This is a genomic window from Paenibacillus sp. JT22N15 (assembly GCF_059383755.1).
Window position 1 is genome coordinate 1 of record NZ_JBXENV010000029.1, and the last position, 26,873, is coordinate 26,873.

The following is a 26,873-nucleotide window of genomic DNA, read 5'->3' on the forward strand; positions in this document are numbered from 1 at the left end:
CTTTCGCCACCCTTTGGCGGCAAAGCTTCCGTTTCGCGTAGAAATATAGAGAAGGGATGGGAAAATCATATCCTTTCCTATATTTCAAGCGTAAACGGCTTTCGCCACCCTCTGGCGGCAAAGCTACCGTTTCGCGTAGAAATATAGAGAAGGGATGGGAAAATCATATCCTTTCTCTATATTTTAAAAAACCTGCTCTGCCCTAATAAGAACTTCAATGAAGTCCCCTTAGCAGCAAAGCAGTATTTGAAATCTCTACCTATTGATTGATTTAGAACACTTGGAATACAGAGGCATCTGCCAAAAAACAAACCGGAAGCTTCGGATACTTCTCCGCTAGCATTTCAGCTAAATATTCCATCCCCGGCTCTTCGCTCTCGGCATGGCCAAGCATAATGAGCGCTTTGCTGTGCCCTTGGTGCAGCGCATCCCTTATATATTCTGGCGTTTCCCACTCCGGTCCTTCGCCAGCTATTATCAAATCCACATTTTGCTGCTGGAGCAATGGAATTGCTGAGCTTCCGCCGCCTCTATATCCTACCAGAACACCTACGCGTTTGCACGGCATTGTGGGTTCCCCTGCTGCCCGGACATAGGGAATGTGCAGCTTGCTTTTCAAATAATCAGCCACTTCGGCGAGCTGCATAGCGGGTATATCTACAATTGCCTCGGCTGGCTGCGTTTCGGCTGCCATCCAACCGAGCTTGCGCAGCAAACCGATCAAGACAATGTCCGGCTGGTAGCTATGCATATAATCATGGAAGCGAAAAATGCCGACACCTGCTTTTTCAATGAAGGCCGTTTTGGCCTCAACAACAGCGTCGTTGCGCAGCCAATCTCCTGCCTCATGGTGGCTATAAAAAAAGCCCTCGTGCGATACAATTAAATTGGCGCCCAAAGCGAATGCCTGCTCAATAATAGAATGGGTGGCCGAAAAGGCTGTAACGATTCCTTTGACTAAGGTATGCTCGTGCCCAAAGCTCAATTGATCAACGGTTGGAGCAGGAACATCTACGCCTGCTTTCAAGTCCTTTATCACTTGCCCAATGGTAATGTTCATCGCAGCCACCTTTCAAGCTGTCCATCCGACAGCAGCAGCAGTAGTAGCTTACTCATTCGGATAAACGACTACCTTCAAGCTGCCGCTCTTATTATGAATAGCCCGTTCAAGTGCCTCCTGCGTCTTGGCGAGCGGATAGCGGTCGGTAATGAGAAAGCTCGCATCTATGGATTCAGATGACAAAAAAGATAGGCCGCTAGGATAGGTATTAGCATAGCGGAAAATACCGTACAAATCAATTTCATTGTCCGCGATAAAGGTAATGCTCAGCGGCGTTTCATCCTGCGGAGGCAGTCCTACGATCGCGAGCTTCCCTCCCCGGCGCAGCGAATATAAAGCTGAACGAAGCGCATGGGGATTGCCGGCTGTTTCCCAAGCCACGTCCACCCCTTTGCCACCGGTCAGAGTCTTCACGACGCTGGCCGGGTTCTCGTTCTTGGCATGAATGGCGTGGGTAGCTCCCATCTTCAAAGCGGCTTCCAAGCGAATTTCCTCCATATCGCTCACAACGATTTGTGCGGCTCCGAAAGCTTTTGCCGCGGCAACCGCCATGAGCCCTACCGGACCCATGCCCATAATCGCTACCGTATCTCCGGGCTGCAGCTTGCTTCTTCTCGCCGCGTGAATGCCCACCGAAAACGGCTCGTTAAGCGCAGCCTCCTCATAAGACAATTGGTCGGGAATCGGAAACACCATATCCTCCCGAACCGCCAAATATTGCACAAAAGCGCCGTCTATCGGCGGAGTAGCCAGAAAGCTCACGTCAAGGCAAAGATTGTAGCGCCCTTCCTTGCAAGCACTGCAATGGCCGCACGTCGTCCCTGGCTCTATAGCGACCCGTGTACCTACCGTGACGGAGCTCACCTTATTCCCGACAGCTGCTATCATTCCTGCACATTCATGTCCGAGAATAAGCGGCTTCTCTACGATAAAGCGGCCTATTCGGCCATGCTCATAATAATGCAGATCCGAGCCGCATATGCCGACAGCCATCACCTTGACTAACACTTCTCTGTCCCCAATTGAAGGGATTGGTAGCTCTTGCAAAACAATTGCACCCGGCTCCGTCATAATGGCCGCTTTCATCGTTTGAGGCAGCTGCTCTCGTTCTAATCCTGCTACACTCTGCTCACTCATTTGAAAGTCTCCTTCACAGTCGAACATGTAAGTTAATAGATTTTGCGGTGGTGCTCATCTTCTATCCCGCTTTTGCGCAAAAAGTACGTATTGATTTGATCACGCCACTCTTCTGCATGCCGAGCCTGCTCCCGCAAACGCTCTTCAACCTGCGTATACAGCCCTTCCTTCATTCGGCCCTGCAGGGAGCTCCAAGCGGTCAGCAATTGCACCGCCCGCTCCACCCCTTCAAAGTGGGTATCGTATATATGCTGAATGACGGTTTTTCCAGAATGAAGCACATGGGTATACGGGACATGATGGAAGAACAGCAGCAGCTCATCTGGGCAATGCTCCAGCGAATTATAGATTTCGGCATTCGCGCCCATATATTGCGCGCTGTAGCCGGTTCCGCTCTGCACCGTGCGGTCAACGCCTAATCCTTTGTTGTCTGCAAAATGATACGTTCCCCATGGCGAATATTCATATCCATCGACATTAGGACCGTAATGATGGTTTGGGTTGACCATCCAGCCTATGCCGAGCGGTGCCGTATACGACTCATAAATGCTCCACGAATCCATTAGCAGTCCGCTAACGACATCATGAACGGCGGTATCCAAACTTAGAGCCAACTGTATCCACTCACTCGCTATTTGCTCCGCCGTTAAATCCGGGTTCCATGCCAGCCTGCCATAGCCGTACAAATTAGCTTGAGCCAGCAAATGCCCGCTCCAGTTTGATTCTGCTCCTACATTAGTGACAGCTGCCATCCCGTTTATCCGGTTGCCCCACATGGAGCCGTCGACAATACGCTTGACTGGAGCCTGTTCGCCGCTCGCATACGTATTGAACTCCAATATTTCCTTCCATTGCGGGACGAGGTAGCACAGATGCCGCTGCTGCCCTGTATACTCCTGCGTAATTTGAAATTCAATCAGCTGATTCGTATGCGCAAGCGCACCAAAGAGCGGAGATACAGGCTCTCTAGCTTGAAAATCAAGCGGGCCATTTTTAATTTGCAGCACAACATTATCGTTGAATCTGCCATCCAGCGGTTTAAAATGGTCATACGCTGCCCGCGCACGATCGGTCGTGCGGTCACGCCAATCCTGCTTGCAATTGTAAACGAAGCATCGCCATATCACGATGCCGCCATGCGGCTCCAGCGCCTGCGCCAGCATATTGGCTCCCTCTGCATGGTCCCGCTCATACGTAAAGGGACCCGGACGATTTTCAGAATCAGCTTTGACCAGAAAACCGCCAAAATCCGGAATGGCTACGTAAATTTCCGAAGCTTTGCTGTTCCACCAAGCTTGCACACTCTTATCCAGGGGATCAGCCGTCGCAAGCCCGCCGATCTGAATCGGACTCGCGAAATTGATGCTGAGGTACAAGCGAATGCCGTAAATCCGGAAAATATCGGCGAGCTTCGCTACTTGCGGCAAATAGGTTGGCGTAATAAACAGCGTCTCCTCCTGATGAACATTAACGTTGTTAATCGCTATCGCATTAATGCCAACCGAAGCCATCATTCTGGCGTAATCGCGCAGCCGCTCCTGATCCTTGGTAAAACGGTTATTTTCATACAAAAAAGAGTTCCCGGCATAGCCGCGCTCAATGCTGCCATCGAAATTATCCCAGTGATTAATCATTCTTAATCCATTTATCGGAGCGCTGACGATATCAAGCTCATCGATTGAAGCGCCCGTGCCTATGAGCCTCAGCAAATGAAACACGCCATAAAGCACGCCTGCCGGCGAGGCAGCGCCGATTGCTAGACAGGAATCAGCATGGCTCGTGCGGATGACAAACCCTTCCGCTCCTGCAGCTTGAATATCTTTTTCGCTAAACAAGCTTTCATAGCGCGCATTCCCGGACGGGAACGTTCCCAGCGCGATATGACGCTGCCCCTGAGTGGGGGCAGCTGATACGGAGTGGCCCAGCATCGCTTCCAGGCCAAGCTTTAGTTCAGCCGCCGCAGCCTGAATCGTTTCCTGCTCTTCATAGACAACGATTGCGCCGCCCCATTGCTTATATTGCTCCAATTGGGTACCAGGCAGCGCCTTATTATAGCTCAGCCAAGCATGATAGCCGCTTTCCTCCGGCTGATGTTTCCTCGCAGTTTCATTCATCCTTTGTTGCACCTCGTTCTATGGTTTGAATTTGCCTTAACTGCTTTTGACAAGCGAATAGTCAGCCGACTTCTCATATAGCCACAAAATGGCGGTTACGCCGCGAGGGTAATATTTGCTGCCTACAATTTGGCCGGACAACACCTGGTCGCTCCAGCACCAGTAGGAAAGCTCGGGATGCAGCAGCCAAGCGACATGAGCCGAATCGGCAAGCTTTCCGCTCTCCTCCCACGGCATTTTCATAATTTCTCGGGCAATAAATTGGCATAAATAAATTTTGCTTAGCCATGAATTGTTGCTGGTCGAAGATAATTTCCACGCGCCATCCTCAAACAAGCATACGCCAGGCACAAGCACGGTTGTCAGGTGACGGTGAAGACTGCTCAAATAATCGGCAAATCTGCCGTTCGGATCGAGGGCTTCCTTGCAGCCGGTAAATAGCGGGAATACAAGCCCTTCAATCGCAGGAATGATGCGCGAGTCATTGTTTTCTCCAATAATAGCAGGTATATAACCATCCTCTGTCAACGCAGCTGAAATGGACGCCGCACATTTATCTGCTTGACCGCCAGCCTCTGCCGACAATTCTGGCAAGCCTTCGGCTTGGAACAGGCGCTCCAGCGCCACATAAGCGGCCCAGCATTTTCCGGCCATATAAATATTGTTGCGGGACTGGCCCAAGGAGGCATCCAAGCTGTCATAGGTGGAAATTTCAGCGCCTCCCTGCGTACGCGTGCTGTCCAGTGCCATAAGGCCGCTGCGCAGCTCCTTTACAGGATGATCCCGGTTCAGCATGCTTTCAAAGCAGGAGCGAATGACGGGCAGCATGTTGGCTGTAAATTCCGCATCCTTCGTTTGCTCAATATATACAAGCGCCGTACAGAGCCAATTGACCAGCTCTTCATGGGACATATAAGAGAAGCAGTCGTCCAGCCCCGCCAGCTCATAGGCCGAATATTGCGGACGGGAAAAAACATTCGCCACCCCGACATCATGGGTAAATGTTATACCGCCGGGATATAGCTCCTGCCCACCAGGAAACGTAACCTGGTCGTTGTAGCTGTACCTGTCTACGAACAGCTCCAATTCGTTTCTTACCGTCCACGGATTCATAATCAATTCAAAGAACAGCTGATCCACCGTCAAATCCAGCGTATTCATCATTCGATATTCGCCTTCATTGACGATCCATAGCGCTTTGCCATCATGGTCCAGCATTTGGGTGCTTCCGTAATAGCTGTGAATAGCGTGCGAGAGCATAAATTTTTGATCGTTCGAAAGCTTTGAATCATTAATCCATTGATCCGCCTGCTGGCAAGACTCAGCAAGCTCCTGAAAATGCTCCAAGGCGTATGCAGCGACGCTGTCGATATTTTTAAAATAACGGGTATATGCATAAGAGGCTTCGATGCCTGTTGTGACGATGCCATCGCGATAGAAGCAAATTGCAAACTTGTACGTGCGCGTCTCGCCCGGCGGCACCTCCATTAGAATGGCTCCTGTTCCGCCCAAGCCAAAAGCATAGTTATGCTCGTATCGCTCATCCAAAATTTTCTCCATTGTAAATCCCAGCGCACTCTGAACATCGTCCGTATCGCAAGCGATAGCCGTCAAGCGGCCCTGCCCGATGCCGGCAATTTGCCCTCCGCTCGTATCGCCCAGCCTGCGCATCGCACTGTAGGGATCGCTGCCCTCGTAGCCAAAAAAACCTCTTCTAGCCGTGGACCCGTTGCTATTGTCCAGCGTCAATTCGGCAAAAACAGCCGGAACGATCGCCTGCTTCAGCTCCTCTGGGCTCGCTGCTGCCGGATCTGGCACGGAGCGGACAGGCGAATAAATACGCAGCGTTACGTCACCCGCCTGCCACGTATCTGTGCCTGCGCCCAGCGTTCGCAAAATTTGATCGTCGTTAAACGCTTTCAATTTTGCCGTCGCCTGCTGATCCTTATCGCTCGAATCGGCTTTTTCCACATCATATCTGGAGCTGTCGTCGGCAGCCGCTTCAAAAAACGGAAAAGCCTCATAAACGCTGCCAGCTAAAGCCTGCATTCCGATATAAATGTTTTGATCGGCTGGCTTTCCCAGCTCGGAAGCAAGTCCGCCCTTCTTTCCTTTGAAGCCCAAGGTGAAGCTCGAAAAAGCTCCGATTGGCGAGTGCTGCACATTATAAAATTGATTTGGATTAGCCACTGTTGAACCCCTTCCTGACCGTTAATAAAAATAAAAGTTAAGCGTTTGCATGAATTATTTTTATCCTAGCACGTCAGGTTAAGCGGAAGCCATTGTCAAATCGAGCAATTATTTACCCAAATCGGGCTGGGTACGTTATACTCGTAGTTAAGCATAGTGTGAAAATTTGCGAGGAATAGAACGGAGGTGCTGCATGATGGCAGCCACTTTTATACCACCTATACTTGGACAATGCATTAGCGAAGCTATTGTTCCTGATGTCAAAACAACGATCAACCTGTTTGGCATGCATTTGCGCAAAGTGAGCGGACAATGGGATTATCCGGTGCATACCCATCCCCAATATGAGATCAATTACGTGCTCGAGGGCGAGCAATTGTTTATCGTCGATGACCGTCATTATATACAAAAGGCTGGGGCCCTCATGTTTCTTCAGCCAGGAGCCTCTCATGCCAGTAAAAGTGGAAACGGCAAGCCGTTTACTTATTTTTGCCTGCATTTTGATATCGATGACCGCATGTTTTTATCCTTATTAAGTCGCCTCGACTCTGTTCTATTTGACACTGACAGCAATGTTGTCCAGCAATTAAGGCCAGCGCTCAATAAAGTCATCGAAATGTCGAGCCAGCTCGCTGAACATTCCGCTGCCAAGCTTACGGAACGGATGCGCCTCCAATCCGCTGTATTTGAGCTGTTCGGCCAGCTCTGGGAAGCCCTTTCTGCGGAGGCCGACCTCCATTCAGCCGTCTCCTACGAGAAAGTCCAGCTGGCTCATCAAATTCGCGATAAGCTGCAGGGACTCATTTACCAGCAATTCAAGCAGGATGCCGCTCTACTAGACCAGCATTACGGCATTGACGACATTGCAGCCGAGCTTGGCATCAGTGTCTCCCACTGCAACCGGGTGTTCCGGCAGGTTTTTGAAATGTCGCCCCGCGTGTTTCTCTCCAAGGAGATGCTGCATGAGGCGAAGGTGCTGCTTAACGATCCCCAGATGTCAATCAGCCAAATTTCCGCGATTCTCGGCTATCGCGATATTTCGCATTTTAGCCGGCAGTTCAAGCGCTGGTATGGTGCTTCGCCGAGTGAGTACCGTCGGGGGAATAAAGAGAGATGAGTTCTGCGAGGATAAGCTTTATATTATGATTATGCTTTGTGTCTAGGGCATCTAGGATGTGTATGCAAACCAAAGTCAGCCTGCTTCTGCTTGCTTAGCGCTTAATCGAGGGCGTCCCCTATGACGAGTTAAGGCTAGGGGATAGCCGCATGGGAGTGTTACTGAGACCAATGTGGCTGAAATCATTGTAGCTGTGATCACTATTGCTGAGACAGCTGTAGCTGAGACCCCGCAGCTCGGGAACGCTCCCTGCTTTTTTTGGCGGACTGAGTTTCCGCTATTCTGGCTTTTGATTCGATTTCAGGCCGTAAGCGGACAGGAAATCCGTTATTGCCCTCATTATCCCATCAAAGGGGCTTTTGGCAGTGCATTAGCTGCTCCTGAGTCCGCGAACTGCCCCATAACCAGCGATTCTGTTGAAATAGCGGCTGCTGTGTAAAGTCCATCATTGTGCAGGGAGTAAGCCGGGGTTAGTTGCAAAACTGCGGCGGGAAGTGTTCCGATGTCCGCCAAGTCTAACTTTTTGCCTGGAGTAAACCCCTGCAACGACGAGCCTAAAGCAGCACTTGGCGAAAAAAAACCTAGGCTACCGCCGATTTAGAGAATGAACTTTACCTATCGAATTTCAGCTCTAACGTACTTCCTCCGAAATAAACAGCTGTAATCCTTGTGAAAGATAAGGGAGCACCAATTGAATATATTCCTCAGCTGGCTTTGCCCCGTTGTATTGCCAGTTAACAGCCGCCCCGTATAGGCTCCAGCTTAACATGACAGCTGCAATTCGAACCGACTCCTCATCCTCTCCGATTTCTGCATTTTGTTTCATTAGCATGTCATAAAAAACTTGTTCAAGCTCTTTCTTAATAATGGCTTCAATGACAGAAGTAAAGGATTCGAAGCTTTTGCGGCATTGGGACGCCAGCGAAGATAGAAACACGGTAAGCGACATAAATACACTGGCAATCGTCTTTTCATTGAGCTGATCATGTATGGAGATTTCTCTCATTACGCTCATCATGAGGCTCTCTTTCAGTGTTTTTTCAAGCAGATCGTACTTATCCATAAAATGGTAGTAAAAGGTGGCACGGTTGACTGTTGCTTCTGTTGTAATATCTTTAATGCTGATATCCTTCAAATCCTTTTTCATCGCGAGAAGAAGAAAGGCATCCATAATTAATTTGCGTGTACGTACAAAACGCGGGTCGAGTCTGTTTTCCGTCATCCCATTCCACCTCTATTTTTTAGACATTTCACTGGATATGTCGTATATCCGATAAAAACGCTATTTTATCGGTTGAACAGCTGCATAGCGCTATTTACAATACAACTATACAACAAGTGTTGTAGAAATAAAAGGTGGATAAGAAATGAGGTGGAACGATGAAAATAACCGTTTTTGGGGCAAGCGGCGCTATTGGGAAGTTGGTCGTACAAGAAGCATTAAAACATGGCGACCAGATAGTAGCTTATGTAAGAAGAGCTGATGCTCTGCCTGACAAGGATCCGAATATACAAGTCATTGTTGGCAGCTTGGATGACCGCGGCAAAATGGAAGAAGCGATTGCGAATTCAGACGCCGTAATCAGCGCGCTGGGGCCAGCCCTCGATAAATCCAGAAAAGTGAAGGATTTGCCGATAGCCCGGGCTCATGAAACCATTATTCAAATCATGCAGGCTTTAAATAAAAAACGTTTCATCACTTTGGCAACGCCTACCGTCAAAGCAAAAGAAGACCGTTCACAAACCGCTACTGTGCTGCCCGGTATAATGGCTAAGCTTCTTTTTCCAACCGGCTATCAGGAAATGAAGCGCATCGAACAGTTGATTCAGCAATCAAGTCTGGAGTGGACCGTCGTACGCATAATTAACCCTAATATTAAACATGACGGCAAGAGCTATGGGATTTCGCTTGGGGATACGAAGGCAGGCATGAATGTGACGCGAGAAAACGTTGCAAAATGCTTATACGATTCCGTTCGAAATACGGCCTATATCCACAAAATGCCGATCGTTTTTAACCAATAAAGGAGGAAAATACAACATTGACGATGACCATATGGATTATAGAAGGATTATTAGCAGCGATGTTTCTAATGGCAGGATTGGGTAAAACATTCGGTTCTTCGATGCACGTCGAGTCCTTCAGGCGCTGGCGGCTGCCGCAGTGGTTCCGAGTGGTGACAGGACTAGTAGAGCTAGCAGGAGCAGCATTGCTCATTATTGGGTTTTGGAAAAGCGGCTTTGCCATAGCTGGCGCACTCCTTTTGGCTGTTACAGCCCTTGGTGGAATCTTGACTCATCTACGCGTAAAAGACGGCATCAAGGAAACGTCTACGATTGTTATTCTTGGCATTCTGGCCGGCGTATTGCTGTTCCTGCTCTACTAATTAACTTTAAGAAAGGATGCGTTACGATGTTAAATCGGGGTGGAAAACCGTTTGAATTCGGCATTTATTCGCTGGGTGAATTGCTTCCGGATCAGCACGGGCAAACAATCGGAGCGGCCGAGCGGGTGGCAGATATTTTGCAAATGGCCAAAATGGCAGATGAAGCGGGCCTTGACGTATTCGGGGTAGGTGAGCATCACCGGGCGGATTTTGTCACCTCCTCGTATGCATTGATCCTGGCTGCTGCTGCCCGGGAAACAAAGAAAATCAGGCTGACCAGTACACTGTCCGTCATCAGTACCGCTGATCCGGTGCGTGTGTACGAAGATTTTGCGACGCTGGATCTCCTTTCGCAAGGCAGAGTATGAAAGAACGAAACCAGCGCTTTGACGCCCCGAAGGAGTCGCTGCACCAACAGCGTGCGGCCAGCTACATTCTAGGAGTGGGCAGCGCGGAGGAATTGACCGAGAAAATCCTGCACCAACATGAATTGTTCGGCCACAGCCGCTTCATGGCCCAATTCGATATGGGCGGCCAGCCCCTTGCCCGAGTAGAGAAAGCCATTGATATGCTCGCCAACCGGGTAGCGCCAGCGGTACGAAAAGCTCTGAATCGTGCAACCGCAACTTAAAAGCAGATATTCGCGCATCCTGCTGCAAGTGCAGCAGGTGCTGCTTTTCTTCCATACGGCAGACAACAAAGGAGTTGTCCCGATACTTAATCATTTTTTCGATCATGGGGAACACTAGAGACCGATCTTCATCATCCATTGCCCATAAAATCGCTTCTTCGAGGTAAACATTCCAAAAGTCCCACGTATGGGCACCAGGACTTTCCGTATACGCGATCTCAACATTTTCAGAAACCAGAAAGCTGTGGAATTTCTGATTGACGTCCAATAGAAAATCCTCGGTACCGCAAGCCATATAAATACGAGGAATCTCCTCGTTGCTTCGTTTGAGGTTCAAAATCAGCGCTTCCGGATCTTTATCGCTCCCTTGCAGTTGATTTAAGTCGCCGAACACCCGCGTAAAATAGTTGTAATCAGCAACTCCATCGCGATAATCCTTCGCTGCTCCCGCAATCTTATAGGGTAATATGGCAGAGGAAAAAGCCATGATCTTGCTAAAATTCCCGGCATACTTCAAGCCATTGCGTATCGCACCGTAGCCGCCCATGGATAAACCGCCAATAAAGGTATCCTCTCTTCTTTTCGATAAAGGAAACATTTCTCGCGTAAACGCGACCAGTTCATTGCCGACATATTCCCCAAATAATTCTCCTTTACCCAGATCATCCACATAAAAATGATTTTCTCCGGATGGCATAAACACAGCGATGTTATGTTTATTAGATAGCTCCCTAATTCTGGTATAGCTAATCCAGTCCATGCAGCTGCCCGAATAACCATTTAATAAATAGAGTGCCTTCATCGTTTTTTTCTCCGCTGCTGCTTGGCCCGGTATTTCCAGCTTGTCTAATGGAATCAGTGCATTAAAAGTGACTTCTCTTCTCAGACATTTTGAATAAAAATGAACCTGCATCATGGCCATTATCCATGTCCCCTATCTATTTTTTTATCGCAATTACACGACGTATTCTACGGTAAATCCGCTCTCATCGATGTAATTTACAAGTAGGTAAATGGCTCTTCCGCATCGATAAAGGAGACTGGAATACCGTTGACCAAAGGCTGCAGCCATTCAGCCATATGCTTCATGCCGGGCTCCTCGCTTCGTTCATGTCCTACTACCAGCATAGCCTTATTAAGTCCAAGCATCCTGGCATCATTAACGTAGGCACAAAGCGTCCATTCCACAATTTCTCCGCATACCATCACATCAAGATTTTTATCCCGCATGAGCTCTATCGGCATTTGTTCTCTACCAAGTCCCAAGCTGCCACCGCCGACGAGTATGCCAATTCTTGAACACGGCATTGCTGGATCCCCGACGATTTGGATGACCGACATATTTAGCTTTTGCTTAAAAAATTCAGCCAGTTCTCCGAGCGTTGTCTGGGAGATTTCATACGAATGCGGCTGGTTTTTTTCGATCATTTGCTCCTCCCAACCGATATCCTTCAATAAACCATCGTAGATCCGGTCTGTATGCCCCATGTGCATATGATCATGAAATCTCCAAACCGCGATTTGGTTGTCTTCGATGAGCTTCTTTTTTTCCAAATAAACGGGGTCATGTTCAAGCCATTCTATTTCATCCTTTCCCGTATAGTAGGTTGGCTCGTGGGTAATGATCATGTTAGCGCCATGCGCAATCGCCTTTCTGATCACCTCGACGGTAGCCATAAAGCTCGTGACAATACCTGTCACTTCCATATCAGGATCGCCGCTCATTAATACATCCCCTGATTTTTCTAATTTTCGATCGCCGCAAGTATCGAATATAACCGTGTCAATCACTTCTTGTACCTTCATTTTCTTCTCTCCTTTGACATTCCTTTGAATTCCCTTTAATTATCCTTTTACTGCTCCAATTACGACGCCTTTAGTCAAATACTTCTGAAGGAAGGGAAGGACAACTAAAATCGGTGAAATTCCAATAACGGTCATTGCCATCCGAACTGCCGTGCTAGGAAGCTCTACGGCGCCGACACCAATCATACTGCTCGCCTGATCAGACTTTAAATATTGGATATTGTTCATTAGCTGAATCAGAAGATTTTGAACGCCATAATATTGAGGCTTAGTAATATAATACAAGGCATTGATCCAATCATTCCAATACGTTAATGCTGTAAACAAACCGATTGTCACCAGAACTGGAACCGATAGCGGCAGCATAATTCTGTAAAAGGTTTTCAGCTCGGAAGCGCCGTCGATCTGTGCCGATTCGATCAGGTCCACTGGCACATTATTTTTAAAATAATTACGAACCAACAGAACGTTAAAACCGCTTATCAAATAGCTAGGCACGATTAACGCCCACAAGGAATCCTTAATATGAAAAATTTTCGTCCACATCATATAAGTGGGGACTACGCCACCGCTAAACAGCATTGTGAAAAACACAATAAAAGCCAGAACATTATGCAGCTTAAAATCCCTTCGTGCCATCGGGTATGCAAGCATTGCGGTCAGAATCGTGCTGACTGCGGTTCCGACGATCGTAACGAAGAAGGATACACCATAGGCTCTAATAAAAGTTGAAACGGTTGTGTACATGTACACATAGGCATCCAGGCTCCATTTTTCCGGAAAGTAGCTGTACCCGTTTCTGATCAAGGCAGACTCGTCCGTAAAAGAAGCCACGAAAATTAAAATAAAGGGTAAAAAAGCCGCCAAGGTAATCAAAGTCATAACGAGTGCAGAGAAATGGGCAAAGGTCCGTTCTCCTCTTGTTTGTATCAACGTATTTACCCCCTAAAATAAAGCATTATCAGCATTTACTTTTCTGACAATCGCATTCACAATCAATACAAGAATGAAACCAACTAACGATTGATAAAGACCGGCTGCTGCGGACATCCCAATATCATTTAACTGAATCAGCGCTCGGTACACATACGTATCGATGGTTTGTGTGGTACTGTACAAGGCACCGGCATTCATCGGCACTTGATAGAACAAGCCAAAATCGGAATTGAAGATTCTCCCTACCGAAAGAAGTCCTAATATAATAATCGTCGGTTTCAGCAAAGGCAGCGTTATATTGAAAATTTGCTTCAGCTTGCCTGCGCCATCAATCTTCGCCGCTTCGTAAATGCTCTTATCGATACCAGCGATAAATGCAAAATAAACGATTGACCCATAGCCGGCGGTTTTCCATAACTGGATGATGACTAATATATAAGGCCAATATTTAGCCTCCGAATACCAGCTGATTTCAGGAAGCCCCAACGGTCGCAAAATGGAAAGATTAATAAATCCGCTATCCGAATTAAGATAAGCAAATACGAGGTATGACAGCACCACCATGGAAATCAGATTCGGAAGTACTAGGCCGGATTGAAAAAACTTCGAGTATACCTTCGTTAACAGCTCTGACATTAGAACAGCGATAAAAACCGAACAGATCGTGCCTAAAACAATAAACGCTAAGTTATATAAAATCGTATTTCTTGTCATGATGAAGGCATCGCTTGTATTGAAGAGAAATTTAAAGTTAGCAAGTCCAACCCAATCGCTGCCGAATATTCCTTTCGTAAAATCCACTTCTTTGAACCCAATAAAGACGCCGAGCATGGGAATATAATTATTAATGAGCAAATAAAGCAGACCTGGAGCCGCAAGCAGAAGTAGCGGCATCATCTTCTTTAATTCCCGGCGTTTTGCAATCGCAGCGTTCATCAACATTTCTCCTTTCGTACAAAGTGGATCTTGCACCAAGCCCCACTTCGCACCTCTCACTTATTTATTGCTTCTTCTTCGCCAGCCAAGTGTCAAGCTGCTCCTGCTTCGCTTGGATAATCGCTTCGGCGCCAGCATCGTTCAACGCTTCCACGAGCTTGGGTATCGTCGTTTCGGGGTCCAAGGAGCCGGTAACCAGTCCAGGAAGATATTGATTGACGACATTGTTGACCGAGCTCATTTGCGTTTTCACACTGTTTTGGTCGAAAATAAAGCCAAAATAAGGAGAGCGTTCCGTCTCTTTATTTTCTTTCAGCTTCAGCTCAATATCTGACCAATCTGCACCCTCAAGTTGATACTGAAGAGACTCCGAACCAACAATTCCGGAACTCAAATGCGCGGTGTAAGCAACCGTCGAAGCATTTTTGCCCTCAGGGAACTTGACATGATGCTCATCGACCTTCACATAATCCTCGCCTTCGATTCCGTACAACAGCGTGTTCATAACTTCAGCGTCCGTATATAACAAGTTTAAAAACTTCATGGAAGCCTCTGAAGCTTTACTCCTGCTTGAGATCATCCATACAACCGCATTGACTGCAATCGTATCGAAATAGAACGGTGCAATGCGTTTCGTCTCTAGATTCTTGCCAGTTTGGGCGCTAAGCGCTTGGGCAACAGCCATACCGCCATATCCACCCATATAGGCGAATCCGCGTCCGGAGGCAATCATTTCAGAAAATGGACTGGAGGCTGTTGCCGCATCTTTCTGCAAGTACCCTTTGTTGTACCATTCTCTCATCATCGCAGCACCAGCTTTAAATTCATCCGTGTCATAAAAATTCCGTACTTTGCCGTCATCTCCGATGACGACTCCGACACCCGTGCTGTCTGTCAGAAAGTCGACTTTATTTAATCCTCTTAACAGCCTCACCAGCCCCGTATCACTCGGGCTGACATTGATGGGTCCGAAAGGAACGACATCTGGATTCTTTTGTTTCAAGGCATCAAATATCGCCGGCAGATCATCTATCGAATCCATATCATCAGCGGACTTTCCCATTTCCGACATCATGTCGGCGTTGTAGACCAGATTGGTTGGAAGCGCCATCCCTTTATTCGCGGGAATCCCGTAAATTTGACCATCAATCGTAGTCGCTTCAAGAAGATCGTCACCGAAGTCCTTATCCAAAATCCCTTTCATGTCTTTCCCATATTGCAAGAGAAGATCATTCATTGGATAAAGCTGTTTTTTCGATGCGAAATTCGCGAACTGCTCAAAGCCTGTAAAGATGTCCAATTGCTCACCGCTTTGCAGCGCCAGGTTGACTTTCTGGCTGTAATCAGCTGGACCGTAAATTTTCAGCTCCACCTCAACATTTATCTTTTCCCTTGTAATCTTATTAATAGCTTCCGTTACGCGGCTAAGATCGTCAGGTATTCGATTAAATGACGGGAGTGCAAATACAACTTTTTCAACCTTTCCCGCAGCCTCTTTAGACGTTTCGTTTGCGGATTCTGTGCCGCATGCGGTTAACGACGAACCGATTAAGGTTACAGACAAAAGCAGTGCAGTGATTCCCCTTTTTGTGCTCATTTGTTCTGCCTCCATTCGAATAATGAATCTCCTTCATCTTACCTTCAATCCACTTTCAACACTTTAATAAATCCGTGCTCTTTTTTAAAAAATAAGTACTCTGCTTAGTAAATGAATCCCACTCTGTCTTCTTTACTTGATAAAAAAACAGCAACTCCGCCACCTCTTTTGGGTAACATAGTTGCCGTTGATTATTTTTTAGGGCTTTATATCTTCAGTACGTTATATTTGGCACGAAACGCATTTGGAGTTTCGCCTGTGATTTTTTTAAATACGGTGGAGAAATATGAAATGCTGTCAAATCCCGTTTGGGTTGCAATATGGCTAATGCTTTCCTTACTGTGGATAAGCATTTCTTGCGCAACCTTCACCCGATACTCATTCAAATACTCCTTGACCGACAAACCTGTTTCCAGTTTAAAGCGCTTAGCTAAATAGTCCGGCGTTAAAAACACGACTGCCGCTATATCTTCCCGATTTAAATCCTGATTGTAATGCTCATGGATGAATCTTTTTGCCTTTTCAACAACACCTTCCGAGGCGATGACCATCTTTAGAAAATCGATCGTTGTATTCGTTACATAATTTGCCCATTTCATGAATTCAAATACACTGGCATTCGAGCTTTGGGCTAATTGCTGAGCTACCTCATCCGAAAATAATTTATGAGCCTGGATATTGTTTTTATACAATAAGGCATAGACAACCTGTACGAAATCCTGGTGTATGGCACGTATTGTGATCACATCCAGTTTATTCAGGGCCGCAAGCGACTCTAATTCCTTTTTCAACAAATGAACGATCTTCACTCTTTCTCCTTGAATCAACAACGTATTCATTAGAGCAACATCGAGCGAATAAGGTTCAGAATGGGCATTAACAAAATGCTCCTTGCCATCATGCACTTTACCCTTATAAATGATGTTCTTTTTATCCATTTCCTCTAGCCTTATTTTAGCTTCGGCTATTTGGTAAATGGCATTCCCTTCTGCGAGATAGGAAGTAGCCGTGCAGCGGAACAGCTTTCTGCATTGTTTAATGAGTTTATTGCATTTATCCTTTACTACATCAATGGATTCCGCCCCAGGTATAATTAAAGCGCTGTAAAAAACATCCTCCATTTTGTAAGTCACGATTTGTGAATGATCGGTCGTACCAAACCACATTTCCGAACACAAGTTATGAAAGGCGTATTTGAACGTATTATCGCTCCAATCGATCTCCATATCCGTTTTACTGACGCAAGTAATCGCGAGAAGATAGCGTTCCTCCAAATGGATGTCCAAATCTCTTTTCCGCATTTCGGACTGAATGACATCGAGTCGAGGAGGTATCGTCGCAAACATAATGTCTCTCCAGAAGCCCTGCTCAACGAGATCGCGGTTTTTCAACCATGCCTGCCCGTACCTGCTGTATTCATTTAGTTCCCTTCTTTGCTTGATGACATCTATCGCCTTTATTAGCGACGTCTCAAGCTTATCTTTATCAAAGGGCTTAATGACATAAGCATCCGCATTAAACGAAATGGCGGTGGAGGCAAAATCAAAGCTCTCGTGACAGGTAAAGAAAATAAAGGCGCAGTCGTATTTTTGTTCTCTTACCCATTTGATCATATCGAGTCCGGTACCCTTTGGCATTTCAATATCGCATATGATGATGTCAGGAATGCTTTGTTCGAATAGCAGCTTCGCATCGGATATATTGTGTGCCGTCATGATTTTGGAAATACCGAATACATCCCAGTCTACGAAATCGTGCAAAACGTTTACGGTAGGGATATCATCGTCAATTAATAAGCATTGCATCTGTTTCATCCCCTTTGTGTGGAGTTTACTCTTCGTTGTCCATAGGAATCATTATTTCTACTCTGGCGCCGGATGGCTGTATATTGGATAGCTTTAACAGCCTGTCCCGCTTGTATAAAAGCTTTAATGTTCTTTGGATGTTGCTGATCCCCACTTTTTCCCCCGTACCGCTTTGCTGCAGATCTGAAAAATTCACTTCTTCCATCATTTCTTCGGGGAAACCCTCTCCATTATCTTCTATTACTACCCGAAGGAAAGATTGGCCATTTGTGAGAACGCTATCGACTTTAATAAAAATAGACAGCATTTCTTTAGGTGCTAAAGCATGCTTAAACGTGTTCTCAACAAAGGTTTGAATCAAATATTGCGGCAGCGGATAAGATTGCAATTCCCGATCGATGTCCGCCATGTGGAACACTTGATTCGGATATCTAATTTCTTGCATCTGGATGTAATTTTCGACATGCTTCATTTCTTCTTGAATTTGAACTTGAACCAAACCGCCTCTAAACATGTATCGTAAATGCTCGGATAAATGGCTGATTAACAGACGTATCTCCTCATTTTTATTATGGTAGGTGAGGCTAGAAATGGTCGTTATCGCATTTAAGAAAAAATGGGGCCTTATTTGCATTTGCAAATATTTTAATTCCGTTTTGTTCCGCTCAAGCTTCTCTTCATAGGTGTTGATTTTCAACGTTTTAATTTCGCGTATCATCGAGGAAAAGGAATTGGACAACCGTGCAAACTCGATTGAGGAGGCTTTATTGGAAAATGAATAGTCCCAGTTGCCTTTTTCAACTTCTTTTGCGCCTTTTACAAGCTCTAATATGGGTTGAATCAAATCCTTTGCAAAAAATCTGAAGATAATCGGAGTGATGACGACCGCAGCTATACTTAAAAAAATAATAAGCCATTGAATCAATTCCAAGCCCAAGAAGACATTTCGACTTGCGACAACGTTCGTTAATCTTCCGAATTCAGGAATCTGCTCGGTAACGAAAAAATGCTTGGAGGTATAAATATGGTATTGTTTCTCCTTAGTAAGATCGACTGGATTTGTTGTAGAAAGCATACGGTCCGACTTATCGGTTAGGTAAAATAAGTTTTGTTCATTTGCATTTTTCTTTATGGCAGACATTAGCGTATCCGTCTTTATGACCGCTCCAAAGATCACATTCGAATAAGTAATCGATTTCAATAAATAAGCAACGCCGTTCACTTCGACAGGCATCCACTCTGCCGCACCCGCCACTTTCCCAGCTTCAAAATCATATTCCTTTAGAAAGTCAGTCAAAAACAAGCCTTCCTTCGAATACATTCGATTACTAAAGGAGGCTAATAAAAAGTCCTCATTGGGAACGGAAATAAATAATCCGTCACTTCCGCTCGTATTAGACGCCTTCGATGCCAAAATCTCCTGCAGTCTGATGGCTTCAAAATACTTCTGGCTCTCATCCTTTGTTCCAAACGTACTAAGGCTATTAATCTGTGTATCGAACACCTCTAACAAATCCCTGGATGTATTATTTAAGCTATTTTGAATACTGTTAATATAAATCGCCAATGTGTTCTTGGAGCTTGCAAGCTGATTTTTTCGCACGACTTCCAACGAATAAAAATTACTCAAGATCAGTGTGGCTAACAGGATCGCCAGCATCACCGTCATTTGCACAGTAATTTTTCTAATCATACTATGCTGCTTCAACATCTTGCTCCACCGCCCAAATGATCTTATGCGTTTTGCCTACGATTGATTATATACATTATTTCTAGTCGAGCCTACAACAATTCGTCTCGAACAATTTTTATTGAATTCTCGTTACTTTTAGTATAAAAACAGAGGCTTTTCCAATGTCCACTATAAGAAGCGTAATTCAGGTTTTATACGGTTTTTAATTAGGATGAAAGCCAGCAATAAGCATTAGACTCTCATAAACAAAAACGCAGCGGCAGATTATGACATATAATCCTTCTTTAGCGGGTTTTCCCTCATACAAAAGATACCTTAGCTTTGTTCATACAAGCTGAGGTATCTAACCGATGAACGCGAAAAATAAAGGCTTAGACTGGACTCGTTGATTTTATGCGATTTTAGGTATAGAGAATCATCAGCTTTCAAGAAATAAGTGTTAGACTAACCCTCCGTAATAATGAAAGGCAGTCTGTAGACTTGGAAAATAAAGTCGTAGACTGCCTCTTATCATTGAGCTATCGTATCCCGTTGAATGCTCTCTTAAAAATCACTTTATTTTTTTCCACCTTAGCTATTCCATGTGCAAGAAGCGAATCCTTATAGAAACGGGGCAACGAACGATCTATACGGGGATAGCATAGGTATGGCATTCGCCAGCTGTCGCAGACATTGCTGCATTTCTTGGAAGCAGGCTCTTCCCAGCCAATTCTTACCCAACAGCTCCTCCGGTAACATTGGGTCGTTGAGACTTAAATCCGCTAACAATTCGCCCAATTCCAGAAATCGGACAAACAAGGCAAGACCGTCAGAAGGTTCTCGTAACAATGGATCAATTTCCGAAGCAAAATCGGAACGAAACCATTTGATTTTCGCTCTATAAACTTCATTTAAATCATCCAAAGGCCAAAGCCGCTTCACTAGAGCCAGTGGCTGCTCTTGTGAGACGAAAGATCCTTTCAGTAAGGTCAAACGACCCTCTAAGTCATATTGTTTGGCGAAACGAAGCACTTCTTCAACATAATCCCATGGGGTAATATATACGCTTTTGTACAACGCTCCGAATCCAAGCTGCAGCAGGTCGCTACGCAAAGAGTCCCGCTTTTTTCGTTCTGATTCAGGCACCTCAAACATGACCGTTAACCATTTACCGTCCCAAGGCTTTTCAAGCAGTAGCGGTTTTTGATTTATCGTCGTGATAAAGTCCAGACCCTGCCTCGTAATTTCGTATTTCGAACGTTCCTTCGAACATAGGTATCCTTCCTTTTTCATGTGAAGAAGTGCATTCCGAACGACTTGGTGGTCGATTCCTCGCGCTTCATAAATTTCGACAAGCCGTTTAACTTCGACACCTTCCGTCTTGGTCGAGGAGATCAGGAATAGAATTTGTTTTTCCAGCGATAACAAGGTAGAAACCTCCCAGAAAAATAAATGTGAATGTATTGACATTCCACTAAAACAATTATAACATAAAAATCAACGAACGAAGTTATTTTTGTTATAAAAAGAGGAGGGTACGTATGCAAATCTTATTCCATGGACATTCTTGCATCCAATTAACTAGCAGTTCTCATTCTATTCTCATCGACCCTTACATTGACGCCAATCCCGCAGCAGTCGTGAAAGCCAATGACATTCTCGCACATTATATTTTGCTGACGCATGGTCATGACGATCATATCACCGATGCGGTATCCATTGCAAAACGAAATAATGCTCCGATCATCGCTGTAGAAGAACTGGCGGAATACTTGGCTTCGCAAGGAGCAAAAACTGAGCCTATGCATGTAGGCGGCGAGTGGTCTTTCGATTTCGGTAACGTCCATCTTACTCAAGCCATTCATACCTCATCCGTACGGGCTGTTGACGGACAACGGCTATATGCGGGCGTCCCTGTAGGCTACGTAATCGAGATGGAAGGCAAGATTATCTATCACGCCGGAGATTCGGGATTGTTCGGCGATATGAAATGGATCGGCCAAAGATTCGATATCGATATCGCGTTCCTTCCCATCGGTGGCCGATTTACAATGGGACCTTCCGATGCGCTGGTTGCTGCGGAGTGGATTCAGGCTCGACATGTCGTTCCTATTCATTACGGAACGTTTCCTCTTATACAGCAGGACGGAGGAAGCTTTATTGAAAGTTTGTCCCGCAAAGGAATTTCAGGTACGGCCATGGTACCTGGCGAGATGATAGAGGTCAACTGAGAGAATATCCCCGAATGGAGTGGTAACAATGCCCATCCTTTATACGTTCTATCACATTATGCTTCCTATCCTGATACCAATTGGAATTGGAGCCATTCTTCATCGGCGTTTCAAGTTCGACTTGAATAGTTTTTCAAAGCTCATTATAAATTACTATGTACCTGCTTTAGCCTTCGTTAAAATATACGAAGCGGAATTGTCAACCAAACTAATCGCGTCCGTTTTCGGATTTTTGATGATCCAATTCATAGTTATTGTCATAATCGGATATGCGATTAGCCGGATCATGGGCTATTCCAGGCCGCTAGCCGCAAGCTTTTCCAACAGCGTCTCCTTAACAAACAATGGCAACGTAGGAATACCGATTAACGCATTAGCCTTCAAGCAAGATGCCTTGGCCATGTCGATTCAAGTCATCGTGGTCGTCTTTGAGCTCTTCGTTACGTTTACGTTCGGACTTCTTAACGCAAGCAAAACGGTCTCGGGATTAAAAGGATCGCTATTACAGTTTGCCAAAATGCCGGTTCTATACTCGATTGCAGCCGGTACGATATTGCGGTTCTGTCAAATACAAATCCCTGATCCGATTCTTCTTCCGTTGGATCAAATATCAACAGGAATGTTCGCTTTCGCGCTCGTCTCGATCGGAGCCCAGATCGCTTCTTCAAAGTTGCAGCAGCATACTTCGGCCGTTCTGCTCAGCAGCATCGTGCGACTGATCATATCGCCAATCTGTGCCTATGGGTTAATCCTGCTGCTGCACCTTGACGGCATTACCGCACAAGCCTTGTTTATTGCCAGCGCCATCCCGACATCACGCAATAGTGCTGCTCTCGCTCTCGAATATGGCAACGAGCCAGGTTTCGCAGCACAAGCGGTTCTTGTGTCAATGCTTCTAAGTAGCATTACGCTGACCGTTGTCGTAAATCTTGCGATGGTAATATTCTAAAAGAACCGGCAACTCGTTTGCGCTGTGACAAGTCGATCACGTTCAAAACAGAGCCTCGATTCAAAAAGGACCGAGGTTCCACATCTTGTAATATTCGCTTTCCCGTCAAGGCAAGTCCGAATCTTAATCGAATGCCTGACGAAGTTTTACTGCCGTTATGTCGTATTCAGCCAACGTTACTCGTTACTTCAAAGGATCTTGGTAATTCGGGGTATGCGGCAGTAAAAGCAACACCAGCATATCTTGAAGTTGCAGTTCCCTAGAGTCCTCAACAAACTTCTTACCCAGTGCATTACAAATTTAAGTTTGCGTTCCAAACATTGAAATTAGAATCACTAAGCAAATGATAACCCTAATGAGCTCTCTACCTTCCTTTACCTAAAATCACCAATCAGAACTCAAACTGTCACGGAAAGGAAGGTGTGATTCATAACGTAAACTGTCCTTAGCATAACACCGGTGCCGGTCTAATACTTTATTTTCTTAGTCTACAACTTTATTTTCCGAGTCTAACACTTTATTTTTCATTAATTAGACTATTATAAATAGTGGATACTATGTTCAATTTATGAGCATATATCCACTATATTTATATATGATAGATTCATTATTTAGACATCGAAGTTACTGTTTACAATGTATATAATGTAAGGATTAAATGCAACATATGATTCTATTTGTGGAGGGCGTAGCCCATAGCGGGAGGCGTAGAGTGGTTAAAAACCGAGCGTAATCAATTAATGTTGGAAGGTGAAAGTCGATGCGAGTACAAGAAGTTATCCTAATGGATAACAACAAACGTTACGTGTTGATAGATGGAAATGGTTTACCTGTGATCCCTGTTTTGAAATACCTAAAATACTTAGACAATACGGGAAAAAGTAGAAATACGCAGAAAACGTATTGTTATGCGTTAAAGCAGTATTTTGCGTACTTAAAAGAGACGAATAAAGATCACAATAATATTCGATTAGAAGACTTGGTGGAATTCGTTGGTTGGTTGCGCAGCCCTTTTGAAAGCAACAAGATAACTCCACTTAAACCGATTCAAACAAAGAGGACAGAAAAGACCATTAATCTAACAGTAACAGCTGTTACAAACTTTTATGATTACTTGTATAGAAATGAAGAGCTTCCCGATGATATGTCCGAGAAGTTAATGCGGCAGGTATTTACTGGAGGAAGATCACGATATAAAAGCTTTCTGCATCACGTCCATAAGGACAAGCCGTCTATAAGAAATATATTAAAAATTAAAGAGCCACGCAAAAATGTTGAGACACTTTCAAAAGAACAAGTGCAGCAAGTGCTAAACGCAACAACAAACATCAGAGATCAGTTTCTCATCCAAGTGTTATTTGAAACAGGTTTGCGAATTGGTGAAGTCCTCTCACTCTATTTGGAATATTTTAAGTTTGATTACAGAGGCCATCGGATTTTTCTAAAAGATCGAGGGGAATTAGAAAACGGAGCCATGCTCAAAACAGGTGAGCGCGGAATATATGTGTCCCAAGCGTTAATGGACTTGTTTGATGACTACTTATATGAAGTCCTTGATGAGTTGGACTTTCGTTCCAATTTCGTTTTTGTAATTCTTCGAGGTGAAAATAAAGGTAAGCCCCTGACACTTACCGCTGTAGAAGCTCTTTTTAAGCGTTTAAGGGAGAAAACGGGAATTCGCAAACTTCACCCCCACCTTTTTAGACACACACACGCTACGATGTATTACCAAGAAACCAAAGACATAAAGCAAGTGCAGGAACGTTTAGGGCATTCGCAGATTCAGACCACGATGAATCTATACCTACATCTTTCAGAAGATGACATTCGTAAGGATTGGGAGAAAGCACAGACAGCATTTCAGATCAATATAAAGGATTCAAGGTGATTGAATATGAAAAAAACTATTCTACGTACATACCGTGAGGAATTGAGCTTTCATGAGAGATTAGAGCAAGAGCTTTCTGCTTATCCTGAGAAGACCATTTATATTGAACGGTAAGAAAAGTAACATTCCGCAAAAAATATCAAAACCGAGCGTTTCATCTGTCGTACAGTGATAATATCTCTATGGAGGCATTAATGTGAACTATAAAGATTCGGTAATCAAGGCCATTTCCTATATTGAAAATCATCTGACCGATGAGAGTTTAAGCGCCAAGGTTTCAGAAGCTGCCGGCTATTCGCCTTACCATTTTCACAGGATCTTCCTATCAGTTACCCGATCCTCCGTCTCAGAGTACATACGCAAGCGGAGATTGACGCACGCGGCATACGATTTATTTCATACCAACCAAAGGATCATAGATATTGCCATCCAGTACCGATTCGAGTCCCAGGAATCCTTCGCCCGAGCCTTTCGGAAAATGTTCTCCATCTCGCCAGGACAATTTCGCAAGCAAAGGGACATGAAGGACACGTTGTTCCGGGCCATGGAGAAGCTTCCTTTGGATGAAGTGGGGCTGCAACATTTGCATAAGGGCTTTTCCCTCGTGCCAGCTTTTGTCTGCCTGGACAATCTGCATTTGGTCGGCATGTCGATACCGGGTGTCAATTCGGACAAGGTCGGAATGCTATGGCGGAGCTTTAGGCAGCGTGTGTTTGAAATTAAGCGAAAACCGGATACGGAAGACATATTTTATGCGGTCATTGAACTTACGGGCGAGCAATGGGAAGTCACTTATACCGCTTGTGTCGAGGCGACCAGCGAGGAGAGTACGGTTCTCTTGGGAATGGTCGCTAAGCTGCTACCAGCGGCAACTTATGCGGTTTTTACTCATAAGGGGACATTAGCGAGACTCAACGATACGTTCCAATACATTTACGAAACGTGGTTACCCCAGTCAGGCAGCGTTCGTACGAATGCCCCGGAGTTCGCGCGTTACGACCAACGATATCTAGGACCGACGAACGAGGATTCGGTATTGGACATATATATTCCCGTTAGCTCGCCATCTTAGGAGCGTATCTCTCAAGGAGAGGAAGAAATCAAGATGAACAAAAAAGCAGAAATTAATGAAGGATACGCAGGATGCTGCGAGGTACAAATTACAGAAAACTCATTGAGGGTGACCTTTCCTATGATCGTGATGTATCCGACAGACGCACCGGAACAGGCTGATCGTCTAGGGCCGTACTCGTTGGAAGTGGCCAGAGACGCAGCGCCGAGGGAGGGAAAGTTTAGGTTGGTCCTCATTTCACACGGTACAGGCGGTTCGCCGCTTGTGTACTGGTCGCTTGCTCGGCATTTGGCACGCAGCGGCTTTATCGTTGGCCTGCCCGAACATCCGCACAATAACCGCAACGATAATAGTTTGGAAGGTACGGTCCAAAACCTCACCTATCGACCCCAGCACCTTCGCATGGCAGCCGACTGGTTTTTTGAAGATGAGAGGTTTAAGGGGCTTATCCAGCCGGGAAGCCTCTCGGTCATCGGGCATTCCATGGGCGGCTACACCGCGCTGGCAGCAGCTGGCGGCGTCCCGACCTCCTTCCCTAATGAGAGCCCCAATGGGAAGCCGCAGCAAATCGATGTCCTTCGCGATTCGCGAATCCAGTCCCTGATTTTGCTGGCCCCGGCGTCCGTTTGGTTCCGGAATGAGGGGGCATTAAGCGACGTTCGTCTCCCCATTCTCATGCTGGACGCGGAGCGAGACCCGTACACACCTCCATTTCACGCACAGATCATCTTGAAAGGTGTTGCCGAACCACGGATGATTCGCTATCGGACGGTGGAGAATGCCGGACACTTTTCCTTCCTGAGTCCTTTCCCAGCTGCGATGATTTCACCCGCCTTTCCCCCCTCACAGGACCCACCTGGCTTTGATCGCGTGCAATTTCACGAAACGCTGAAGACTGAGGTAGTAAAGTTTCTGTTGACTTATGATTAGGAAACGAAATGTATCGCAAGCGTATAAGTGTGCACTACCCATCGGGAGGGAAATATGATGTTTAATAAAAACGGGGATTTTTTTGACAGTACTGGCAAGTGGGGCTACATATTTCATTGGAAGCCGTTCGACAAAGGTAGATTCGGTGGGGTATTAAGCTAAAACCAGCTAATATCTTGTCAACATTTTTCTCTTAAATTTATTTGGCGTTGGCAGTATACTAAAAATAGGCGTGCTAAAGAACCTTCTCTGCAGTTGCTGGAAGGTTTTTCGTTTGAATGATAAATCTGCTAATTATGCTAAATCAACAAAGCTCTCTTGCTTCACTAATAATGCATAAATCCAGTGCAGGAGCTTGTTAACACACGCAATCAGAGCGACGCGATAAGGCTTTCCTGATTCGCGCTTCTTGTCG

22 protein-coding genes are annotated in these 26,873 nt (G+C 45.6%); 9 read left to right on the forward strand and 13 right to left on the reverse strand.

Features of this window, described 5'->3' with window-relative positions:
- Positions 1–271: 271 nt before the first annotated feature.
- The 4 genes from AC50X8_RS31945 to AC50X8_RS31960 are packed head-to-tail and all read right to left on the reverse strand — an operon-like array spanning position 272 to position 6,501.
- Complete coding sequence (locus AC50X8_RS31945; protein ID WP_494883628.1) at positions 272–1,060, reverse strand: Nif3-like dinuclear metal center hexameric protein; 789 nt, start codon at positions 1,058–1,060, stop codon at positions 272–274.
- Positions 1,061–1,108: 48 nt separating this feature from the next.
- Complete coding sequence (locus tag AC50X8_RS31950; protein ID WP_056038849.1) at positions 1,109–2,197, reverse strand: NAD(P)-dependent alcohol dehydrogenase; 1,089 nt, start codon at positions 2,195–2,197, stop codon at positions 1,109–1,111.
- Between the two features lie 32 nt (positions 2,198–2,229).
- Positions 2,230–4,311 carry an alpha-glucuronidase family glycosyl hydrolase gene (locus AC50X8_RS31955; protein ID WP_494883630.1) on the reverse strand — a complete coding sequence of 694 codons (2,082 nt, stop codon included), beginning with the start codon at positions 4,309–4,311 and terminating at the stop codon, positions 2,230–2,232.
- A 36-nt stretch (positions 4,312–4,347) separates the two neighbouring features.
- Positions 4,348–6,501: a glycoside hydrolase family 52 protein gene (locus tag AC50X8_RS31960; protein WP_494883632.1), complete on the reverse strand. Its 2,154-nt coding sequence runs from the start codon at positions 6,499–6,501 to the stop codon at positions 4,348–4,350.
- A gap of 196 nt (positions 6,502–6,697) precedes the next feature.
- On the opposite strand from AC50X8_RS31960, the gene AC50X8_RS31965 reads away from it, so the two are divergent.
- Complete coding sequence (locus AC50X8_RS31965) at positions 6,698–7,618, forward strand: AraC family transcriptional regulator (RefSeq protein WP_056038857.1); 921 nt, start codon at positions 6,698–6,700, stop codon at positions 7,616–7,618.
- 631 nt (positions 7,619–8,249) lie between these two features.
- On the opposite strand, the gene AC50X8_RS31970 is transcribed toward AC50X8_RS31965, so the two are convergent.
- On the reverse strand, positions 8,250–8,840 hold the full coding sequence (locus tag AC50X8_RS31970) for a TetR/AcrR family transcriptional regulator (RefSeq protein ID WP_494883635.1): 591 nt from the start codon (positions 8,838–8,840) through the stop codon (positions 8,250–8,252).
- A gap of 158 nt (positions 8,841–8,998) precedes the next feature.
- Here AC50X8_RS31970 and AC50X8_RS31975 point away from each other — a divergent pair, with 158 nt between their 5' ends.
- From AC50X8_RS31975 to AC50X8_RS31985, 3 genes are read left to right on the forward strand one after another with little or no spacing between them, the layout of a single operon-like run.
- Positions 8,999–9,643 carry an NAD(P)-dependent oxidoreductase gene (locus AC50X8_RS31975; protein ID WP_056038866.1) on the forward strand — a complete coding sequence of 215 codons (645 nt, stop codon included), beginning with the start codon at positions 8,999–9,001 and terminating at the stop codon, positions 9,641–9,643.
- A gap of 23 nt (positions 9,644–9,666) precedes the next feature.
- Positions 9,667–10,005 carry a DoxX family protein gene (locus tag AC50X8_RS31980; protein WP_081418954.1) on the forward strand — a complete coding sequence of 113 codons (339 nt, stop codon included), beginning with the start codon at positions 9,667–9,669 and terminating at the stop codon, positions 10,003–10,005.
- 26 nt (positions 10,006–10,031) lie between these two features.
- Positions 10,032–10,373, forward strand: a complete 342-nt coding sequence (locus AC50X8_RS31985) for an LLM class flavin-dependent oxidoreductase (RefSeq protein ID WP_056038872.1) — start codon at positions 10,032–10,034, stop codon at positions 10,371–10,373.
- 141 nt (positions 10,374–10,514) lie between these two features.
- Here the strand turns inward: AC50X8_RS31985 and AC50X8_RS31990 are convergent, their stop codons facing one another.
- The 8 genes from AC50X8_RS31990 to AC50X8_RS32025 all read right to left on the reverse strand — a co-directional run bounded on the left by AC50X8_RS31990 (position 10,515) and on the right by AC50X8_RS32025 (position 20,816).
- On the reverse strand, positions 10,515–11,558 hold the full coding sequence (locus AC50X8_RS31990) for an alpha/beta hydrolase (protein WP_494883638.1): 1,044 nt from the start codon (positions 11,556–11,558) through the stop codon (positions 10,515–10,517).
- Positions 11,559–11,635: 77 nt separating this feature from the next.
- Positions 11,636–12,442 (reverse strand): Nif3-like dinuclear metal center hexameric protein, encoded by an 807-nt coding sequence (locus AC50X8_RS31995; protein WP_494883640.1) that lies wholly within the window; start codon positions 12,440–12,442, stop codon positions 11,636–11,638.
- Positions 12,443–12,481: 39 nt separating this feature from the next.
- Positions 12,482–13,375 (reverse strand): carbohydrate ABC transporter permease, encoded by an 894-nt coding sequence (locus AC50X8_RS32000; RefSeq protein WP_494883642.1) that lies wholly within the window; start codon positions 13,373–13,375, stop codon positions 12,482–12,484.
- Between the two features lie 12 nt (positions 13,376–13,387).
- Positions 13,388–14,314, reverse strand: coding sequence for an ABC transporter permease (locus AC50X8_RS32005; protein WP_494865211.1), 927 nt, complete (start codon positions 14,312–14,314; stop codon positions 13,388–13,390).
- 64 nt (positions 14,315–14,378) lie between these two features.
- Positions 14,379–15,911 (reverse strand): ABC transporter substrate-binding protein, encoded by a 1,533-nt coding sequence (locus AC50X8_RS32010; RefSeq protein WP_494883644.1) that lies wholly within the window; start codon positions 15,909–15,911, stop codon positions 14,379–14,381.
- A 206-nt stretch (positions 15,912–16,117) separates the two neighbouring features.
- The gene (locus AC50X8_RS32015) at positions 16,118–17,725 is read right to left on the reverse strand and encodes a response regulator transcription factor (protein WP_494883646.1); all 1,608 of its coding nucleotides are present in this window, start codon (positions 17,723–17,725) and stop codon (positions 16,118–16,120) included.
- Positions 17,726–17,741: 16 nt separating this feature from the next.
- On the reverse strand, positions 17,742–19,019 hold the full coding sequence (locus tag AC50X8_RS32020) for a sensor histidine kinase (protein WP_494883648.1): 1,278 nt from the start codon (positions 19,017–19,019) through the stop codon (positions 17,742–17,744).
- 990 nt (positions 19,020–20,009) lie between these two features.
- Positions 20,010–20,816 (reverse strand): PaaX family transcriptional regulator C-terminal domain-containing protein, encoded by an 807-nt coding sequence (locus AC50X8_RS32025; protein WP_056038912.1) that lies wholly within the window; start codon positions 20,814–20,816, stop codon positions 20,010–20,012.
- Between the two features lie 113 nt (positions 20,817–20,929).
- On the opposite strand from AC50X8_RS32025, the gene AC50X8_RS32030 reads away from it, so the two are divergent.
- The 5 genes from AC50X8_RS32030 to AC50X8_RS32050 all read left to right on the forward strand — a co-directional run bounded on the left by AC50X8_RS32030 (position 20,930) and on the right by AC50X8_RS32050 (position 26,458).
- Entirely contained in the window at positions 20,930–21,619 is a 690-nt protein-coding gene (locus tag AC50X8_RS32030; RefSeq protein WP_056038915.1) for a metal-dependent hydrolase, read from the forward strand.
- Positions 21,620–21,854: 235 nt separating this feature from the next.
- Positions 21,855–22,568 (forward strand): AEC family transporter, encoded by a 714-nt coding sequence (locus AC50X8_RS32035; RefSeq protein WP_494883651.1) that lies wholly within the window; start codon positions 21,855–21,857, stop codon positions 22,566–22,568.
- Positions 22,569–23,328: 760 nt separating this feature from the next.
- A complete protein-coding gene (locus AC50X8_RS32040) occupies positions 23,329–24,456 on the forward strand; it encodes a tyrosine-type recombinase/integrase (protein WP_056038923.1) in 1,128 nt (375 codons plus the stop codon).
- Between the two features lie 196 nt (positions 24,457–24,652).
- Positions 24,653–25,528 (forward strand): AraC family transcriptional regulator, encoded by an 876-nt coding sequence (locus AC50X8_RS32045; protein ID WP_056038926.1) that lies wholly within the window; start codon positions 24,653–24,655, stop codon positions 25,526–25,528.
- Between the two features lie 33 nt (positions 25,529–25,561).
- Positions 25,562–26,458, forward strand: coding sequence for an alpha/beta hydrolase family protein (locus AC50X8_RS32050; protein WP_056038929.1), 897 nt, complete (start codon positions 25,562–25,564; stop codon positions 26,456–26,458).
- Positions 26,459–26,873: the final 415 nt, after the last annotated feature.

Bases quoted from the DNA above. Each gene is read 5' to 3' on its own strand.
- AC50X8_RS31945 (WP_494883628.1), bottom strand. From the start codon at position 1,060: ATGAACATTACCATTGGGCAAGTGATAAAGGACTTGAAAGCAGGCGTA.
- AC50X8_RS31950 (WP_056038849.1), bottom strand. From the start codon at position 2,197: ATGAGTGAGCAGAGTGTAGCAGGATTAGAACGAGAGCAGCTGCCTCAA.
- AC50X8_RS31955 (WP_494883630.1), bottom strand. From the start codon at position 4,311: ATGAATGAAACTGCGAGGAAACATCAGCCGGAGGAAAGCGGCTATCAT.
- AC50X8_RS31965 (WP_056038857.1), top strand. From the start codon at position 6,698: ATGGCAGCCACTTTTATACCACCTATACTTGGACAATGCATTAGCGAA.
- AC50X8_RS31970 (WP_494883635.1), bottom strand. From the start codon at position 8,840: ATGACGGAAAACAGACTCGACCCGCGTTTTGTACGTACACGCAAATTA.
- AC50X8_RS31975 (WP_056038866.1), top strand. From the start codon at position 8,999: ATGAAAATAACCGTTTTTGGGGCAAGCGGCGCTATTGGGAAGTTGGTC.
- AC50X8_RS31980 (WP_081418954.1), top strand. From the start codon at position 9,667: ATGACCATATGGATTATAGAAGGATTATTAGCAGCGATGTTTCTAATG.
- AC50X8_RS31985 (WP_056038872.1), top strand. From the start codon at position 10,032: ATGTTAAATCGGGGTGGAAAACCGTTTGAATTCGGCATTTATTCGCTG.
- AC50X8_RS31990 (WP_494883638.1), bottom strand. From the start codon at position 11,558: ATGGCCATGATGCAGGTTCATTTTTATTCAAAATGTCTGAGAAGAGAA.
- AC50X8_RS31995 (WP_494883640.1), bottom strand. From the start codon at position 12,442: ATGAAGGTACAAGAAGTGATTGACACGGTTATATTCGATACTTGCGGC.
- AC50X8_RS32005 (WP_494865211.1), bottom strand. From the start codon at position 14,314: ATGAACGCTGCGATTGCAAAACGCCGGGAATTAAAGAAGATGATGCCG.
- AC50X8_RS32010 (WP_494883644.1), bottom strand. From the start codon at position 15,911: ATGAGCACAAAAAGGGGAATCACTGCACTGCTTTTGTCTGTAACCTTA.
- AC50X8_RS32015 (WP_494883646.1), bottom strand. From the start codon at position 17,725: ATGAAACAGATGCAATGCTTATTAATTGACGATGATATCCCTACCGTA.
- AC50X8_RS32030 (WP_056038915.1), top strand. From the start codon at position 20,930: ATGCAAATCTTATTCCATGGACATTCTTGCATCCAATTAACTAGCAGT.
- AC50X8_RS32035 (WP_494883651.1), top strand. From the start codon at position 21,855: ATGATCCAATTCATAGTTATTGTCATAATCGGATATGCGATTAGCCGG.
- AC50X8_RS32040 (WP_056038923.1), top strand. From the start codon at position 23,329: ATGCGAGTACAAGAAGTTATCCTAATGGATAACAACAAACGTTACGTG.
- AC50X8_RS32050 (WP_056038929.1), top strand. From the start codon at position 25,562: ATGAACAAAAAAGCAGAAATTAATGAAGGATACGCAGGATGCTGCGAG.